The following is a 15,107-nucleotide window of genomic DNA, read 5'->3' as shown; positions in this document are numbered from 1 at the left end:
TGGAAAAGCGCGGGTGCTTGGCTGGTGTGGAGGAAAAGACAGGGTTGCGGCGAAAATCCACCGCGGCGAGCTAGCTTCCGGAAGGCACCAGGGCCAACAGCACGGGAACCACACCCAGGCAGATGAAGGCCGGAAGCGAGCACAATCCCAGCGGAACCACGAGCTTTACGCCCAGGGAGGCCGCGCGTTTTTCTGCCGCCCGGAACCTCTCGCGGCGGAGCCTTGCCGCCTGGGCGTACAGGATGGCCGACGACGGCGCACCCGTCAGGGCCGCGAACCCGAGGGCGTCGCGCAGTTCCAGGATTTCGGGGAGCCGGACGGCCGAACTGCGCCAAGCGGTTTTCCAGTCCGCACCGATGGCCAAGGCCGACACAACCGGCCGGAGCGCATCGCTGTACCGGGGAGAGGCAGAGGCCGCCACCAGCTCCAGCGACCGCCCGATGCTGGAACCTGTATCCAGCATCGCCGCCACCAGTTCGAGCATCATGGCGGTATCGCGCAGACCGGGTCCTTCCCGGGTCCGTATGGTCCCTGGTCCGCCCACCGGAGGGACACCCGCGTCCTCCGCGGCGATGCGCAGGGCGCGGAGACGTTTCCTCGCCGTCCAACGCCCGGAGCAGGCGAGGCAGGCGGCAGCGGCGAGCGCCAGGAAGACGGCCACGGCAAGGGCGGACTCGCCAGTCATGGCACCCCAGCACCGGCCGCAGCCGCCACCAGACGGGCCGACCACACCCTGCCGGCGACCGTAAGGGCGATTCCGGCCGCCAGCGCTGCCAGCCCCAGTGGCGTTCCGAGCAGCACGGCAACCGGGTCCACTCCCAGTGCGGCTCCCAGCCCCAGCCCCATAAGAGGCAGCCAGGTCAGCAGGGTCACTGTTGCTTTGGGGCCCGCCAGGGCGGTTTGGCGGGCCGCGTCGGCGTCGGCCTCCACTTCGAGCTGGGCGGCAAACCGGGTGAGGACATCGGCCAAGTGACATCCGCTTGCCTCCGCTATATCGAGGCAGGCTGCCAGCTCGCACCAGATCCGTGCCTCGCGGTTCCGGCCCGGGTTTCCCACGGGCAGCGCCCTCCGGATTGCTTCAGACACTGGAGTGCCGCCCGCTGCCGCAGCCCTGGCAGAGGCAAGCACGGCGAGAGAAGGTGCCGACAGCCCGGCTCCGGGTTGCCCGGCTGGCTGCCCGGCGGAAGGGGGCTGATGTGGGGATGGGAAGGGGTGCCATGCCAGCGAACCGGCCGGAGGATGCGCCGGACTGAAGGCCGCTGATTCCACCCCGTACAGCACCCACAGTTCGTCCCACAGCCGGCCGGGCGTCCGGCCTCCCTTGAGCAGTGCTGCGAGCTGCTGGACCACCAGGGTCAGGGCCGGCGCCCCTGAGATGCCGCCTTTCCCCGCCGAACGCCTGGCCCGCCAACCCGGCGCCCCGGGCAGTACCGGCTTTCCGGCAGTAAAGGACACGGCCTGGCTCTGCCCTGCTGCCCGGCCCTGCCCTGCTGCACCGCCCTGCCCTGCTGCCCGGCGCAGCCTTGCAGGGGCCCCGTGTGGCGGCTTCAGCAGCAGGACAACCGCGAGAACGAGGACGGCGGCCAGGACGAGGATCACGGAAGATCCCCTGCCTGCATCCCTAACCGTGCAGCGAGCACCGGCCAGGCAGGACCGGGGACACCGGCGGCAGCTTCCAGTGCAGGAACGACGGCCAACCCGCCCGGGCCGTCGCCGACCACGCCGATGCAGGACACCTCGCGTCCCCGGGAAGTCCGTTCAACGTGGATGATGACGTCGAGCGCGCTGGAAGCCTGGAGCCTCACGGCGTCGGTGCCCAGTCCGGCCAGTGCGCCGAGCGCCGTCAACCGGGCAGGGACAGCGGCGGCAGTGTTCGCGTGGATGGTGCCGCCCCCGCCACTATGGCCGGTGTTCATCGCCGTGAGCAGCTCGCGTACTTCGGCGCCGCGGCATTCGCCCACCACCAGCCGGTCCGGCCGCATGCGCAGTGCCTGCCGGACCAGTTCGCCAAGGTCCACCTCGCCGCCGCCTTCCAGGTTCCCGTGCCGGGACTCGAGCGATACCACGTGCGGGTGGAGGGGGTTGAGTTCTGCTGCGTCCTCGATCAGGACCAGCCGTTCCTCCGGGCAGCACAGCCCCAGCAAGGTGGACAGCAAGGTGGTCTTTCCGGAGCCGGTGGCACCGCTGATAAGGAAGCTCAGCCGCTGCTCCACCACCTTTGCAAGGACAGCCTGCAGCCATGGACTGAACATCCCGGCGGCACTGAGTTCGGCCATGGTGAACACCCGCTCCCGACGGATCCGGATGCTCAACAGGGTCCCGGCCGTGGAGACCGGCGGGAGCACGGCGTGGACGCGGTAGCCCCCGGCCAGGCGCACGTCGACGCAGGGAGAGCCGTCATCCAGCCGCCGCCCTCCCGCTGAGACCAGCCTGCACGCCAGGGCCCGCAACTGGGATTCGTTGTCGAAAAAAATGGGTGCCCGCTCGATGCCCCCGCCACGGTCCACCCACACTGAATCCGGTGCGTTCACGAAAATGTCCGTGGTGGCCGGGTCGCGGGTGAGTTCCTGCAGCGGCCCCAGCCCGTTCAGCTCGGCGCTGATCCGTTCGGCCGCGGCGAGGGAACCTGCGGTCCCGAGCAGTTTGCCTGTCGCCTGCACGGCGGCAGCCACCCGCGACGGTGTCACCGCGCCGGCCTCGGCCATCATCGACTCCCGGACCGATTCCAGCAGCCCCGCGTCCACGCGGCGGCCCCGGCCGTCCTGCAGACGGCTGTCCCGCCGTCGTCCCGATCCCGCCACTGGCAGCGCCGTTCCCGGTCCGGCAAGGCCGGCAGCCGCCGGTTCCAGGCCGGGTTTTTGCCTCATGCGGAATCCCCAACGAGCGTGTCCCCACCCAGGGCATCGAAGACGGACGCGGCAAAATGGCGGATGCTCCGCCGCTTGCCCAGGTCAAGGAGCCGGCCGGACTCCGTGGCAGCTGCCACTCCGCGCAATTCCGGCACCCGGCCCTGGACGGGAAGCCCGATGGCTTCGGAGAGCAACGACCCGTCCAGCGCAGCGCCAGGCTTTCCGCGGACCAGGAGGCCAGCCTCAACCGGAGGGAACTCCTGCAGCAGCCGCACCGCGGCCACGGCCGCCTTCAGCTGCGCTGGAACCACCACCAGGATCCGGTCGCAGTCCCAGGTGAAGGCCTGCAGCGGTTCCGTCCTCCGGCCGATATCCACTACTACCAGTTCGTAGCCCCGGCGGGCGGCATCAAGGACACCCACCGTGGTGGCAACGGCCACCGGAATCGATTGTTCCCTGCTGGCAGGCCAGGACAGGAAGGAGAACCCGCCGGCCACGGGCAGGGAATCCGAGAGCTGGACGGGATCGATGCTGCCCCGGGCCTCGGACAGGTCCGGCCAGCGCAGGCCCGGGGCTTCCTCGGCAGCGATGGCAAGCTCCACCCCGCCGCCCCAGGGGTCGCCGTCAACCAGCAGCACACGGACTCCGAGGCCCGCGGCAGCCTGGGCTATCCAAACGGCAGCTGTGGTGGCCCCGGCCCCGCCGCACCCGCCGGTCACGCCCAGGACAAGCCCACCAGGAGCCGGTGCACGCGAACGGCTGAGGTGGTCGGCCAGCCACGCGGCGGCGTCGGGGAGGACTGCCACCCGTTCTGCCCCCAACGCTGCAGCGAGGTGCCACAGGCTGTCTCCTTCGCCGTCGAGCCCAACCAGCACTGCGGGGGCACGCCGCCGGGGCGGAAGTTCGCGGAGGTCGCTTCCCACCAGCACAGCGCCCGCCCCGTCCCAGTACCGGCCGCTTTCGGCAGCGTCGCCCACAACACGCAAATGTGCACCGGCCGCAGCCACAATCCGCTCCACCTCGGCCCGAAGGACCGCCGATGACGTCACCAGCAACACCTCGTCGGATCCAGCCGGCAGCCACACGTCCGTACCCTGTTCGCCCGGGCTGTTTCCGGGATGGATTGGGCCGGACCGCGGTGAGCCCCCGGCGCTGCCCGACTCGGTAGGGATAGGGGTCAACTGGTGCCTGCTCATGGAGCTACTCTCCACGTCCCGATGGAGGCAGGTAAGGCACAGCGGCGGCTATGTGGAAAAGCCGGGCAGGCGGCCGCGCGAAGCAGCCCAGAAAGAAGCCACAAGAAGGAAGCCACGGGCAAGAAGCAGCCCCAGGAAAAGGGCACAATTGGACCATGTACCTGCTGCTCGCCGCCCACTCCCACGGCGCGGCGCTTCAGGAACTGACGCAGGCGGGCCAGCCCCAGCCGGCCAACTCCCAGCCCCGCCTCATCGCGCGGGAGGACCTTGCCGCCGTCGTCCGTGGACTCGAAAGCAAACGCAAGGCCGGGCAAGCGCCCCGCTGGATCTGGCACCGCACCCAGGACTGGTATCCGGACCTGCTGGCTGCCGGCGTCGAGCTCGAGCGGTGCTACGACATCACCCTCTGCGGAAACGTCCTCGCCTTTTCGCAGTTCACGGCCCACACGGAGTACGCCCGCACCGCGGACAGGACCCCGGCGGACGACCCGCTCCTGCCGCCCAAATTCCTCCTGCCGCCCCGCCGGCCGGCGGACCAGGGTGCCCTTTTCGATGAGCCGGACGCAGCGCCCGCGCATCGCCGGACACTGGACGAACTCCGCACCGAATACTCTGCCCAGCAGGCCGCCCTCGCCGCAGTAGGCGCGGACGGGAACCGGCGGAACCGGCTGCAGCTGCTGCTCGCTGCAGAGTCCGCCGGCGCCATGATCGCCGCCGAAATGCAGCACGCCGGCGTTCCCTGGCGGGAAGACCTGCATGAAAAAATCCTTGCCGAGCAGCTTGGGCCGCGCCCGCCCTTGGGCCACCGCCCCGCCAGGCTGGAGGCGCTGGCCACGAAGCTGAGGAAGCTGCTGAACGCACCCGCATTGAACCCGGACTCCCCGCAGGAACTGATACGCGCCCTGCACCGCAACGGCATCGAGGTGAAAAGCACCCGGAAATGGGAGCTGCGGGAGTCCAGCCATCCGGTCATAGGGCCCTTGCTGGAGTACAAGAAACTGTCGCGGCTGCACACAGCCAACGGCTGGTCCTGGCTGGATGCCTGGGTGGCAGGGGGCAGGTTCCGGCCCGAGTACGTGGTGGGCGGAGTGGTGTCCGGGCGCTGGGCCTCTCGTGGGGGCGGTGCCTTGCAGATCCCGCGCCAGGTCCGTGGTGCCGTGCACGCCGATCCGGGCCACAAACTGATCGTGGCGGACGCCTCCCAGCTGGAGCCCCGTGTCCTCGTGGCACTGGCGCAGGACTCCGTGATGGCCGAGGCCGCCCGGGACCAGGACCTCTACGCGGCCATTGCCGCCAAAGGCTTCGGCGGCGACCGGGCGAAGGCGAAGATGGCCCTGCTGGGTGCAATGTACGGGGCCACGTCGGGGGAAGCGGGCCGCCTCATGCCGCAACTCGCCCGGACCTACCCGAGGGCGGTGGACTTCGTTGAGCGCGCCGCCAGGGCAGGTGAAACCGGCGGAACGGTGACCACGAGGCTGGGCCGGAGCAGCCCGCCGCCGTCCGAGCGCTGGTTCCAGAGCCAGCGGTCCACTACGGCCGAGGAGCAGCGCCGCGCGGAGTCCGTTGCAAGGTCCCGGGGCCGCTTCACCCGGAACTTCGTGGTTCAGGGCTCGGCCGCCGACTGGGCGGCCTGCTGGCTTGCGGACTTACGACGGCGGCTGCGCGCCTTGCGTGCGGACGGCACCGTGGGCGCCGAACTGGTCTTCTTCCTCCACGACGAAGTGATGGTCCATGCCCCGGCGGACGGAGTGGCCGCCTGCATTAAAGCCATTGAAGACGCCGCCAATTCCGCCAAAGAGCTGCTGTTCGGGCCCATTCCGGTGGAATTTCCCGTGAGCATGGCTGTAGTGGACTCCTACGACCACGCCAAGTGAGCGCAAGTCAACCACTTTTCTTACCCACGTATAGAAGAAAGTAACCTACCCGGCAGTAGCTCGACGGGCTCCGTGACGGACGTTACAGTTTTTAGCGGCGACTGATGCAGACCGGTCGGAACGGCTGATGCAACGACGCATACCAGGGGAGGTCCGGCATATGGCGGGCAGGTTTGAAATTCATCGAGTAGGAGACGAGGCATACCGGCTGCGGCTCACAGACGCGGAAGGCAATACCGTTGCCGTGTCACCCAACTTCAAGTCACTGAACACGCTGCGTGAAGGCATCAAGGCGATGCGGGAAAACGCGGCGACAGGCATCGTGGTGGACCTCAGGCAGCAACAGGCCTGAATCCACGTAGCGGGGCTCCCCGGCTTTTCGCCGGGGACCCGCTCTCGACCGGGCAGCCGCGCTCAATGGCGCGCGTGGCTTCCCCTATCCTCTTACACGCCCAGCCGGTGCAGGCGGCTGCGGTCCCACGGGACGGACCAGCCAAGCTGGTCGAACAGCCCGCTGAGGACGATTCCGGTGAAGCCCCACACCAGCACACCGTTGACGGTAAACCCGGGGCTTTCGAAGGTGCGGCCGGCCCGGTGCACCGTGGCCATCACCCGGTTGTCCGGGTCCAGCAGGTCCCGCACCGGCACACGGAAAACCTGGGCGGACTCGCCGTAGTCCACCACCCTGACCGGGGACGGCGACCGCCACCAGCCGAGCACCGGCGTCACCAGGAAGTTGCTGTGCGAAAGACCGAGCTTTTGAAGGGTGCCCAGCACTTCGACGCCGCCCGCATCGAGCCCGGTTTCCTCCTCGGCCTCACGAAGGGCTGCTTCCACCGGTGATTCATTGGCGTCGATGCTGCCGCCGGGAAAGGCGACCTGCCCCGGGTGCGAGCCGAGCGTGTGGGCGCGTTCCAGGAGCAGCACGTCGAGGTCGGCGGGTGCAAGGGGTTTGCCGGAGGATGCGGGGACGTCGTCCAGGGCGCCGAAAAGCATCAGCACGGCGGCCCTGCGCGCCGACTCCTCGTCCACGGTAAGGGCGGCCCAGCGCGGATCCGGGGTGGCGTCGAAACCCGACTCCGCCCTGCGCACCAAGCCAATCAGGTCCTCGCGGGCGCTCACAGGGCCCTCTTCCGGGATGCCATCCTGATCTCGGCGGCACGCTCGGTATCTGCCAGCAGCTCCGCCAGCAGCGCCTCGCTTCCCGGGGCGAGTTCGTACTTGAGGAGCTTGGCCGCCTTGGCCGGATCCGTTTCGCCCAGGCCGTAACTGGGACACCAGTTGGCCACAGGGCATGCCCCGCACGCCGGTTTCCGGGAGTGGCAGACGCGCCGGCCGTGGAACACCACCCGGTGCGACAGCATGGTCCAGTCCTTCGGTTCGAACAGCTCGGCCACATCGGCCTCGATCTGCACGGGGTCCTCCGACTGTGTCCAACCGAACCTGCGGGCCAGCCGGCCGAAATGGGTGTCGACGGTGATGCCGGGAATCCCGAATGCGTTCCCGAGGACCACGTTCGCGGTCTTGCGCCCTACACCGGGCAGCGTGACCAGGTCCTCGATCCGGCCGGGCACCAAGCCGTCGTACTCATCCACCAGGCGGGTGGCCAGCGCCAGAAGGTTCCGGGACTTGGCCCGGAAGAAGCCGGTTGGCTTGATGATTTCCTCCAGCGCCGCCGGATCCGCCTCCGCCATGGCCCGCGCATCCGGGTAGCGTGCAAACAGCAGCGGCGTGATCTGGTTGACCGTAACGTCGGTGGTCTGGGCCGAGAGGACGGTGGCAACCAGCAGTTCAAAGGGATTGGTGAAATCCAGCTCCGCGTGCGCGTAGGGGTACTTCTCGGCCAACGCCCTGTTGATGCGCCGCGCCCGCCGCTTCAGGGCGAGCATCGACTCGGAAGAAATCACCGGCATTCCCGCGGCCTGGCTGGCGGGCGCCGTCTTTCCGCCGGCCTTGGCAGCCCGGGGCGCGGCCATGGCTGCTAGCCGCGCTCGATGTTGCTGAGGTCCCGCAGGACGCCCAGCCGCCCGTCGGTGTGCTGGACCAGGAACTCGTGCCCCCGGTCCTCGAGGGCCAGCACCCAGCCGCCCGGTTCGATGACGAAGGCGGGCGCTCCGGTCTGCGGATCGTAGGCCGTGCGGTGCTGCGCCACAGCGAACCAGAACGCCTCGTGGATGGGCTGCCCGTCCAGCTCGTCATGCCGGCTGGAGGGGTCCACCGTGGCCCCGATTGGTTCTTCGGACCGGATCTGCTGGTGCACGGCGGTGGCAGCCGGCGGTTCCCAGGTGCCCCCTGATGCGGATGAAGCGGCACCGGACGCAGCCGGCTGCGGGCCGCCGTCGTAATGTCCCGCAGGTGGGCCCGCCTGGGAAGGCCCGCTGGCAGCAGGAACCTCACCGAACTGCGTCTCGTCGGCGGCCGCGGAAGCGGGGCGTACGACGTCGGCTGCCTGGGTTGGCGGGCCTGCGTCACCTTCGGGAGCGTGGTCGGCAACTTCGGGGGCGGTGGACACGGTCGCACCGGCTGCTGCGGCACCGGCGGTGGGCACGGCAGCGGTGGCAGGGGCATGGTGCGCGGAGGGAACGGCGGCGGTAGCCGGTGCATGGTCGGAAGACCCCGGCTGCACAGCGGAAGATCCGGCGCCCGCACCGCCAAAGAGCTTGCCGCCGGCGGCACCGAGCAACTTCCCGCCACCAGGCTTGGACGTGGACTCGGGCTTGGGCTCCTTGGGTGCACGCGGCTTCCGGACCGGAACAGCGGCCTCACGGGCCACCACATGCGCCGGCAGCTCCGCACGGCCCTGGAAGTCGCCCGAAAGATACGGCAGGAAGCGGCCCAGCACCGTTGCCGCGAACAGCACCAGCGAACCGACGAGGCCCACCAGCAGGCTGGGCACATACGCGCCGGCCACGGACAGGAAGAAGAAGGCCACTGCGAAGCAGGCAACTACCGACGCGAACTGGTCGATGGAAAGGGACCCGATGCGGATTTTGGTGGCGGGAGCCAGCCTGCGGGCGGCGAAGAGTGCGCTGACAATCAGGGGAAGGATGATGCCCAGGCCCAGGAAGAACAGGTTGTTCAGGTTCCACAGGTTGTACCGGCCGCCGAAGATGGGCAGCAGTGACGCGATGAACAGGATGAGGGTAGCGGCGAAGACAGCCAGGTCCCGCACCGTGAACGGCCCCAGCACTGCCTGGTGGGCGTCTTTGGAAAGCCCCGCGGTGGCGGCCTTTCCAACGGACGTTGGCTGCCGACCGGCCCCGGTGGCGGGTCCCTCGGTGCCGGCGCCCGCCGTGCTGTCGGGGCCGGTCTTCTGGCCGAAGCTCTGCTGGTTCATTCTGTTCTCCTTAGCGTGGCGGCGCGGGGCATAGCTCCCGGTACCGTCCCGTCGTAACGCCGGTCCGCAGCAGCCAGGCCCTGGTTGGGCCTGCCCGGAGCGGTCCGGGGTGAAGTCACAATTCCATTTCAGCCTAGTCAACAGCCCGGCTGATCACTAGCTGACCCGGGGACGCCGGAGGCGTTCCCGGCGCCGCGGACAGACCATTCACCGCTTAATAAACGCCGCTCGCGGGCAGGCTTGTGACACGGCACACATGCCTGCCCGGGCAAGCATTAGTCTTGATTCCGGAACAGCTCTTTGCGGTATGTCCGTGATCGGCCGGTGCCCAATGCCGCGCATTGCGGCGAAGCCTGGCCGGTGGCCGCCATGCCGCGCAGCGAAGATCGATGAATGATGAGGTTCACATGTCCCAGGACACTCCAAGCTCCACGGCCACCGTTCCCGCAGGATCCGCACAGCAGGGCGATGCCTTCGAAAACCTGCTCCATGAGACGCGTACCTTCCCGCCGTCCCCGGAGTTCGCAGCAAACGCTGTTGTCACCGCCGAGGAATACCGGGAGGCCGACGCCGACCGGCCGGCTTTCTGGGCGAAGCAGGCGCGTGAGCTGCTCACCTGGAGCAAGGACTTCGACGAGGCGCTGGACTGGTCCAACCCGCCGTTTGCCAAGTGGTTTGTGGGCGGGGAAGTCAACGCTGCCTACAATGCGCTGGACCGGCACGTTGAAAACGGCCGGGGCGACAGGGTGGCCATCTACTTCGAGGGCGAACCCGGTGACACCCGCACCTACACCTACGCGGAACTGACCAAGGAGGTGAAGAAGGCAGCGAACGCCTTCGAGTCCCTGGGCGTGGCCAAGGGCGACCGGGTTGCGGTGTACCTGCCCATGATCCCCGAAGCAGTCATCACCCTCCTTGCGTGCGCCCGGATCGGGGCCGTGCATTCGGTGGTGTTCGGCGGGTTCTCCGCCGATGCCCTGCGTTCGCGGATTGACGACGCCGAAGCCAAGCTCGTGGTTACAGCGGACGGCACCTACCGGCGCGGCAAGCCCAGCGCCCTGAAACCGGCGGTGGACGAGGCACTGTCCCGCCGCGGAGATACAGACGGCCACACCGTGCAGAACGTGGTGGTGGTCAAGCGCAACGGCCAGGACGTGGACTGGACCGAGGGCCGGGACCACTGGTGGGCGGACACCGTGGATGCGGCGTCCGCCGAGCACACCGCTGTCGGGCACGATTCCGAGCACCCTTTGTTCATCCTCTACACCTCCGGCACCACCGGTAAACCCAAGGGCATCCTGCACACCACCGGCGGGTATCTCACCCAGACCGCATACACGCACAAGGCTGTGTTCGACCTGCACCCGGACACGGACGTGTACTGGTGCACGGCCGACGTCGGCTGGGTCACCGGCCACTCCTACGTCACCTACGCCCCGCTCATCAACGGCGCCACCCAGGTGATGTACGAGGGCACCCCGGACTCCCCGCACCAGGGCCGCTGGTGGGAGATTGTGGAAAAGTACAAGGTCTCCATCCTCTACACCGCCCCCACCGCCATCCGGACGTTCATGAAGTGGGGCCGCGAGATCCCGGACAAGTACGACCTGTCCTCCCTCCGGGTGCTGGGTTCCGTGGGTGAACCCATCAACCCCGAGGCCTGGATGTGGTACCGGAACGTCATCGGCGGGGACAAGACCCCCATCGTGGACACCTGGTGGCAGACCGAGACCGGCGCCCAGATGATCGCCCCGCTGCCCGGCGTCACCGCCGCGAAGCCCGGCTCGGCGCAGGTTCCGCTGCCTGGCATCGCGGTGGACGTGGTGGACGAGATGGGCGAATCCGTACCCAACGGCCATGGCGGGTTCCTGGTGATCCGCGAACCCTGGCCCGCCATGCTCCGCGGCATCTGGGGCGACCCGCAACGGTTCAAGGACACCTACTGGTCCCGGTTCGAGAACATGTACTTCGCCGGCGACGGCGCCAAGAAGGACGAGGACGGCGACGTCTGGCTCCTGGGCCGCGTGGACGACGTCATGAACGTCTCCGGGCACCGGCTCTCCACCACCGAGATCGAGTCCGCCCTGGTGTCCCACCCCGCCGTGGCCGAGGCCGCCGTCGTGGGCGCAGCTGACGAAACCACCGGCCAGGCCGTCGTGGCGTTCGTCATCCTCCGCGGCGACGCCGTCAACGGCGGCGACGACACCGTCCAGGAACTGCGCAACCACGTAGGCAAGGAAATCGGGCCTATCGCCAAACCGAAGAACATCCTGGTGGTCCCCGAACTGCCCAAGACCCGCTCCGGCAAGATCATGCGCCGGCTGCTCAAGGACGTCGCCGAAGGCCGCGACCCCGGCGACGCCACCACCCTCTCCGACCCCACGATCATGCAGCAGATCGCGGCCAGCCTGAGGAAATAACTCTAGTTAAGGAGTGGCAGCCATCCTCCGCGTGCTGGCTCGTTGCCCGCCTCTGGCGCACGCTTCCGGATAGCTGCCGCTCCTTTGCATTTGGTGACCCTAGACTGGGAGCAGACCTGTCCCCTGCCCCGAAGGATGCGCCCAGATGCTTCCCGCTGCACGTCACCAGGCCATCGTGGACGCCGTCCAGCGCGAACGGGTGGTGCGGGTTTCGGACCTTGCCCAGCAGCTCGGTGTTTCGCTGATGACGGTGCGTCGCGATATTGAACTGCTGGAAGAAGGCGGCAAGCTTGAGCGCATCCATGGGGGCGCCAAGCTTCCAGGCGATGCCAGCACGCACGAGCCCGGCTTCGAGCAAAAGTCCACCCAGCTGACCGCGGAGAAGCGGGCAATCGCCGTGGAGGCCGCCGGGATGGTCCAGGAAGGCATGGCGGTGGGCCTGAGCGCCGGAACCACCACCTGGGCGCTGGCCAAGGAGCTAGCCGGCGGTCCGCGGATCACGGTGGTGACCAACTCGGTGCGGATTGCCGACCTGTTCCACCACGCGGCGTCGTCCGGCTCAGCCCGCTACGCGTCGACGGTGATCCTGATCGGCGGCGAGCGCACGCCGTCGGACGCCCTGGTGGGTCCCATCGCCACGGGCGCGCTGAAACAGTTGCACCTGGACGTCCTGTTCCTGGGCGTCCACGGGATGGACGCCGACGCCGGTTTCACCACGCCCAACCTCCTCGAGGCGGAAACAGACCGCGCCTTCGTGGCGGCCGCCCGAAAGACCGTTGTCCTTGCCGACCACACCAAGTGGGGCATGCTGGGCATCAGCTCCATCGCGTCCCTGGACGACGTGGATGAGGTCATCAGCGATTCAGCCCTGGGCACAGATGCGCAGCGGATCCTGCAGGAGAGGGTGGGCCGGCTGCGGCTGGCGGATTCCGGGCTGCCGGCCCAGGGGCAGCCGGCTTAGGGGCAGCCGGCTTAGGGGCAGCCGCAGGACTGCCGGACAGTGAGCGTCGTGGGGAAAATCCGGTGGCGGGGCTTTTCGCCGCGGCTTGCACCCACCAGTGCTTCCACCGCGGCCTCGGCCATGTCCGCGACGGGCTGGGCAACGGTGGTCAGCGGGGGCCACGAGTATTCGGATTCGGCCGAGCCGTCAAACGACGCCACCGCCATCCCGCCCGGGATTGTCAGGCCTGCTTCGTGCACTGCCCGCAGCAGGCCAATCGCCTGCATGTCCGAGGTGGCGAAGATGGCCGTTGGCCGGTTGACCGACGCGAGGAGCCGCTGGCCGGCGAGGTAGCCGCCGGGCCGGGTGAAGGCGCCGTACACAATGGGGCCTTCAGGCAGCCCCGCGTCCTGAAGGGCCTCCCGCCAGCCCACCTCGCGCCCGTCGGTGGTGTCCGAAACGTTGGTGCCCATCGCCAGGCCGATATTTGTGTGCCCGTGGCCGATCAGGTGTTCCACCGCGATGCGGGCGCCCGCTGCGAGGTCCACGCCGATGCTGTTGAAGCCGGGGGCATCCCGTTCCTGGTTCAGCAGCACCGAGGGGATGTCCGCCGTTTCCAGGACCTCGAGGTCGGGTTCGAAGAGAACACTGGCCAGCAGCACCCCGTCCACCTGCCGGGCGGCCAGGTTGCGGATATTGCGCCGCTCCTTGGCCAGGTTTCCGTCGGAGTTGCCCAGCACCAGGGCGTAGCCCAAGGCAGCAGCGGCGTCCTCCACTGCATGGGAGAACAGCGAGAAGAACGGGTTGGAAATATCCGGGACAACCAGCCCCAGCGTCTCGCTGGAACCCAGCTTAAGGGCGCGTGCCGCCGCGTTGGGTCGGTAGCCCAGGACCCGGATGGCGTCCTGCACCTTGGCTTCGGTAGCAGGCGCCACCTTTTTGGGTCCGCCGTTCACAACGTAGCTGACGACGGCGGTGCTGACGCCGGCGTACCGCGCCACGTCCTTGCGTGTCACCGGGCCGCCGCGCGGGGCCTGCACTGCCGGGGAAGTCATGCTGTCCATGCTAACTACAGGTACCCGGCGGATCGCCGAAGTCACGGATGGGGAGCCGTTCGCCATTCTGCACGGCTGACTGGTGGGCCACGATGCCGGGCATGGTGAAGCGGGCTGCCACCCAGGCGTTGATTGGCGGTAGTGTCCGGTTGTTGACGGCGGTGACGAAGTCGTCCACCAGGAAATGGTGGCTTCCCTCGTGCCCGTTGGGGGCGCCTCGGAATTCTGCCGGCAGGCGGCTGCTGTCATGGACCGGCGCCAGGCCCGACACGAAGGCGTCCCGCAGCAGCGGAGCCACGTTGGCCAGTGAGGGGTCATCAAGCGGAATACTGGGCCGGGTCTGCATCTGGTCGGAGATATCGTGGACGTCCTGCTTGTCCTGCCAGACGGTCACCGTTGCCAGCTGTTCCAGGCTTGCCTCGGTTCCGAAGAAGCGGAAGCGGGATTCGCGGATGTGCGAAGGGTACCCGACGCGGCGCATTTCGTTGGTGCGCATTGCCCCGCCGTCGCTCATTTCGAACAGGGCGGTTGCGTTGGAGAAGTCGTTCCCGAACATGCTGACGTCCTTGTCGAAGACGCCGTCGTCGCGGTCGTCCTTGACGCCCACGCAGCTCACACTGACGGCGTGGGCCGGAACGGCCCCCAGCACGCCGCCCACGGCGTGGGTGGGGTAGAGCATGGGCGGGTAGCTGGCCGTTTCCTTCCAGCGTTCCCCGCCGCTGTACCGGTAGGCGTCGTAGAAGCCAAGGTCCATGTCGTGGACGTAGTCACCCTCGGCGTAGAAGATGCGGCCGAACTTGCCGGCGGCGTGCTGCTGGCGGGCGTAGACCGTTGCCGGGTTGTAGTAGCTCGTCTCCCCCATCATGTAGACGTTCCCCGTCTCGCGGACGGCGTCGATGATGCGGCTGATTTCCTCTTCGGTCACCGCCATCGGCACCGCGGAATAGACGTGTTTGCCTGCCCTCAGTGCCCGCTCCACCAGCGGCCCGTGGGTCCAGCGCTGGGTAAAGATGCCCACCGCGTCCACGTCGGATGCCAGCAGCTCATCGAAGTCCCGCAGGACACCGGCAAGGCCCAGCTGCCCGGCTGCCCCGGCCGCCCGTTCGGGCAACTGGTCCACCACGTACACACTGCTGACACCGGGGTGCAGGTTGAACAGGTGGGCGAACTGCCCGCCGAACTGCCCGGCTCCCACGATCCCTATCGAAAATGTCATTGTCAGCCTTTCACCGCACCTCTGGATCGGTTCGGGGAAGGGCGTGCCCTGGTGACTCGCCCGCGTAACCGTTTCCCGCCCCAAGTTGCAGTGTTTCACTTGCTATCTACTCGAGTCAACATCCAGATGATGGAGTAAAGCGGCTGAAAGAAAAGAAAGTATTGGCTCTTGCCGGTCGGTTTCTACTCGTGTAGATTTGCCGGCAGGTTGTTATACACAT

General features: G+C 68.2%; 13 protein-coding genes. 4 read left to right on the top strand and 9 right to left on the bottom strand.

The features are described from left to right. Positions 1-70: 70 nt before the first annotated feature. The 4 genes from AC5RUU_RS15760 to ssd are packed head-to-tail and all read right to left on the bottom strand — an operon-like array spanning position 71 to position 4,045. Complete coding sequence (locus tag AC5RUU_RS15760) at positions 71-685, bottom strand: type II secretion system F family protein (RefSeq protein ID WP_493976139.1); 615 nt, start codon at positions 683-685, stop codon at positions 71-73. Then, on the bottom strand, positions 682-1,599 hold the full coding sequence (locus tag AC5RUU_RS15755; protein WP_493976138.1) for a hypothetical protein: 918 nt from the start codon (positions 1,597-1,599) through the stop codon (positions 682-684). Before AC5RUU_RS15755 ends, AC5RUU_RS15760 begins: the two co-directional genes overlap by 4 nt. Continuing rightward, positions 1,596-2,867 carry a TadA family conjugal transfer-associated ATPase gene (locus tag AC5RUU_RS15750; RefSeq protein WP_493976137.1) on the bottom strand — a complete coding sequence of 424 codons (1,272 nt, stop codon included), beginning with the start codon at positions 2,865-2,867 and terminating at the stop codon, positions 1,596-1,598. Before AC5RUU_RS15750 ends, AC5RUU_RS15755 begins: the two co-directional genes overlap by 4 nt. After that, a complete protein-coding gene (gene ssd / locus AC5RUU_RS15745; RefSeq protein WP_493976136.1) occupies positions 2,864-4,045 on the bottom strand; it encodes a septum site-determining protein Ssd in 1,182 nt (393 codons plus the stop codon). Before ssd ends, AC5RUU_RS15750 begins: the two co-directional genes overlap by 4 nt. A gap of 155 nt (positions 4,046-4,200) precedes the next feature. Between ssd and AC5RUU_RS15740 the strand changes: the two genes are divergently transcribed. After that, positions 4,201-5,919: a bifunctional 3'-5' exonuclease/DNA polymerase gene (locus AC5RUU_RS15740; protein ID WP_493976135.1), complete on the top strand. Its 1,719-nt coding sequence runs from the start codon at positions 4,201-4,203 to the stop codon at positions 5,917-5,919. Positions 5,920-6,046: 127 nt separating this feature from the next. Continuing rightward, positions 6,047-6,271, top strand: coding sequence for a YegP family protein (locus AC5RUU_RS15735; protein WP_493976134.1), 225 nt, complete (start codon positions 6,047-6,049; stop codon positions 6,269-6,271). 92 nt (positions 6,272-6,363) lie between these two features. Here AC5RUU_RS15735 and AC5RUU_RS15730 read toward each other — a convergent pair whose 3' ends face one another. From AC5RUU_RS15730 to AC5RUU_RS15720, 3 genes are all read right to left on the bottom strand, one after another. After that, the gene (locus AC5RUU_RS15730; protein WP_493976133.1) at positions 6,364-7,041 is read right to left on the bottom strand and encodes an NUDIX hydrolase; all 678 of its coding nucleotides are present in this window, start codon (positions 7,039-7,041) and stop codon (positions 6,364-6,366) included. After that, positions 7,038-7,832, bottom strand: a complete 795-nt coding sequence (gene nth / locus AC5RUU_RS15725; protein ID WP_493976290.1) for an endonuclease III — start codon at positions 7,830-7,832, stop codon at positions 7,038-7,040. Before nth ends, AC5RUU_RS15730 begins: the two co-directional genes overlap by 4 nt. 68 nt (positions 7,833-7,900) lie before the next feature. Beyond that, positions 7,901-9,256: an energy-coupling factor transporter transmembrane component T family protein gene (locus tag AC5RUU_RS15720; RefSeq protein WP_493976132.1), complete on the bottom strand. Its 1,356-nt coding sequence runs from the start codon at positions 9,254-9,256 to the stop codon at positions 7,901-7,903. 407 nt (positions 9,257-9,663) lie between these two features. Between AC5RUU_RS15720 and acs the strand changes: the two genes are divergently transcribed. Both acs and AC5RUU_RS15710 read left to right on the top strand, forming a co-directional pair. Beyond that, positions 9,664-11,676 (top strand): acetate--CoA ligase, encoded by a 2,013-nt coding sequence (gene acs / locus AC5RUU_RS15715; RefSeq protein ID WP_493976131.1) that lies wholly within the window; start codon positions 9,664-9,666, stop codon positions 11,674-11,676. A gap of 145 nt (positions 11,677-11,821) precedes the next feature. Further along, a complete protein-coding gene (locus AC5RUU_RS15710) occupies positions 11,822-12,637 on the top strand; it encodes a DeoR/GlpR family DNA-binding transcription regulator (RefSeq protein WP_493976130.1) in 816 nt (271 codons plus the stop codon). Positions 12,638-12,648: 11 nt separating this feature from the next. Here the strand turns inward: AC5RUU_RS15710 and AC5RUU_RS15705 are convergent, their stop codons facing one another. Both AC5RUU_RS15705 and AC5RUU_RS15700 read right to left on the bottom strand, forming a co-directional pair. Beyond that, positions 12,649-13,671, bottom strand: a complete 1,023-nt coding sequence (locus tag AC5RUU_RS15705; RefSeq protein WP_493976129.1) for a LacI family DNA-binding transcriptional regulator — start codon at positions 13,669-13,671, stop codon at positions 12,649-12,651. A 10-nt stretch (positions 13,672-13,681) separates the two neighbouring features. After that, a complete protein-coding gene (locus AC5RUU_RS15700) occupies positions 13,682-14,887 on the bottom strand; it encodes a Gfo/Idh/MocA family protein (protein WP_493976128.1) in 1,206 nt (401 codons plus the stop codon). Between the last annotated feature and the right edge of the window lie 220 nt (positions 14,888-15,107).

The organism is Arthrobacter sp. K4-10C (assembly GCF_059090085.1).
Note: the sequence above shows the minus strand (reverse complement) of the source record. Positions and strands in the feature narration are given on the sequence as shown.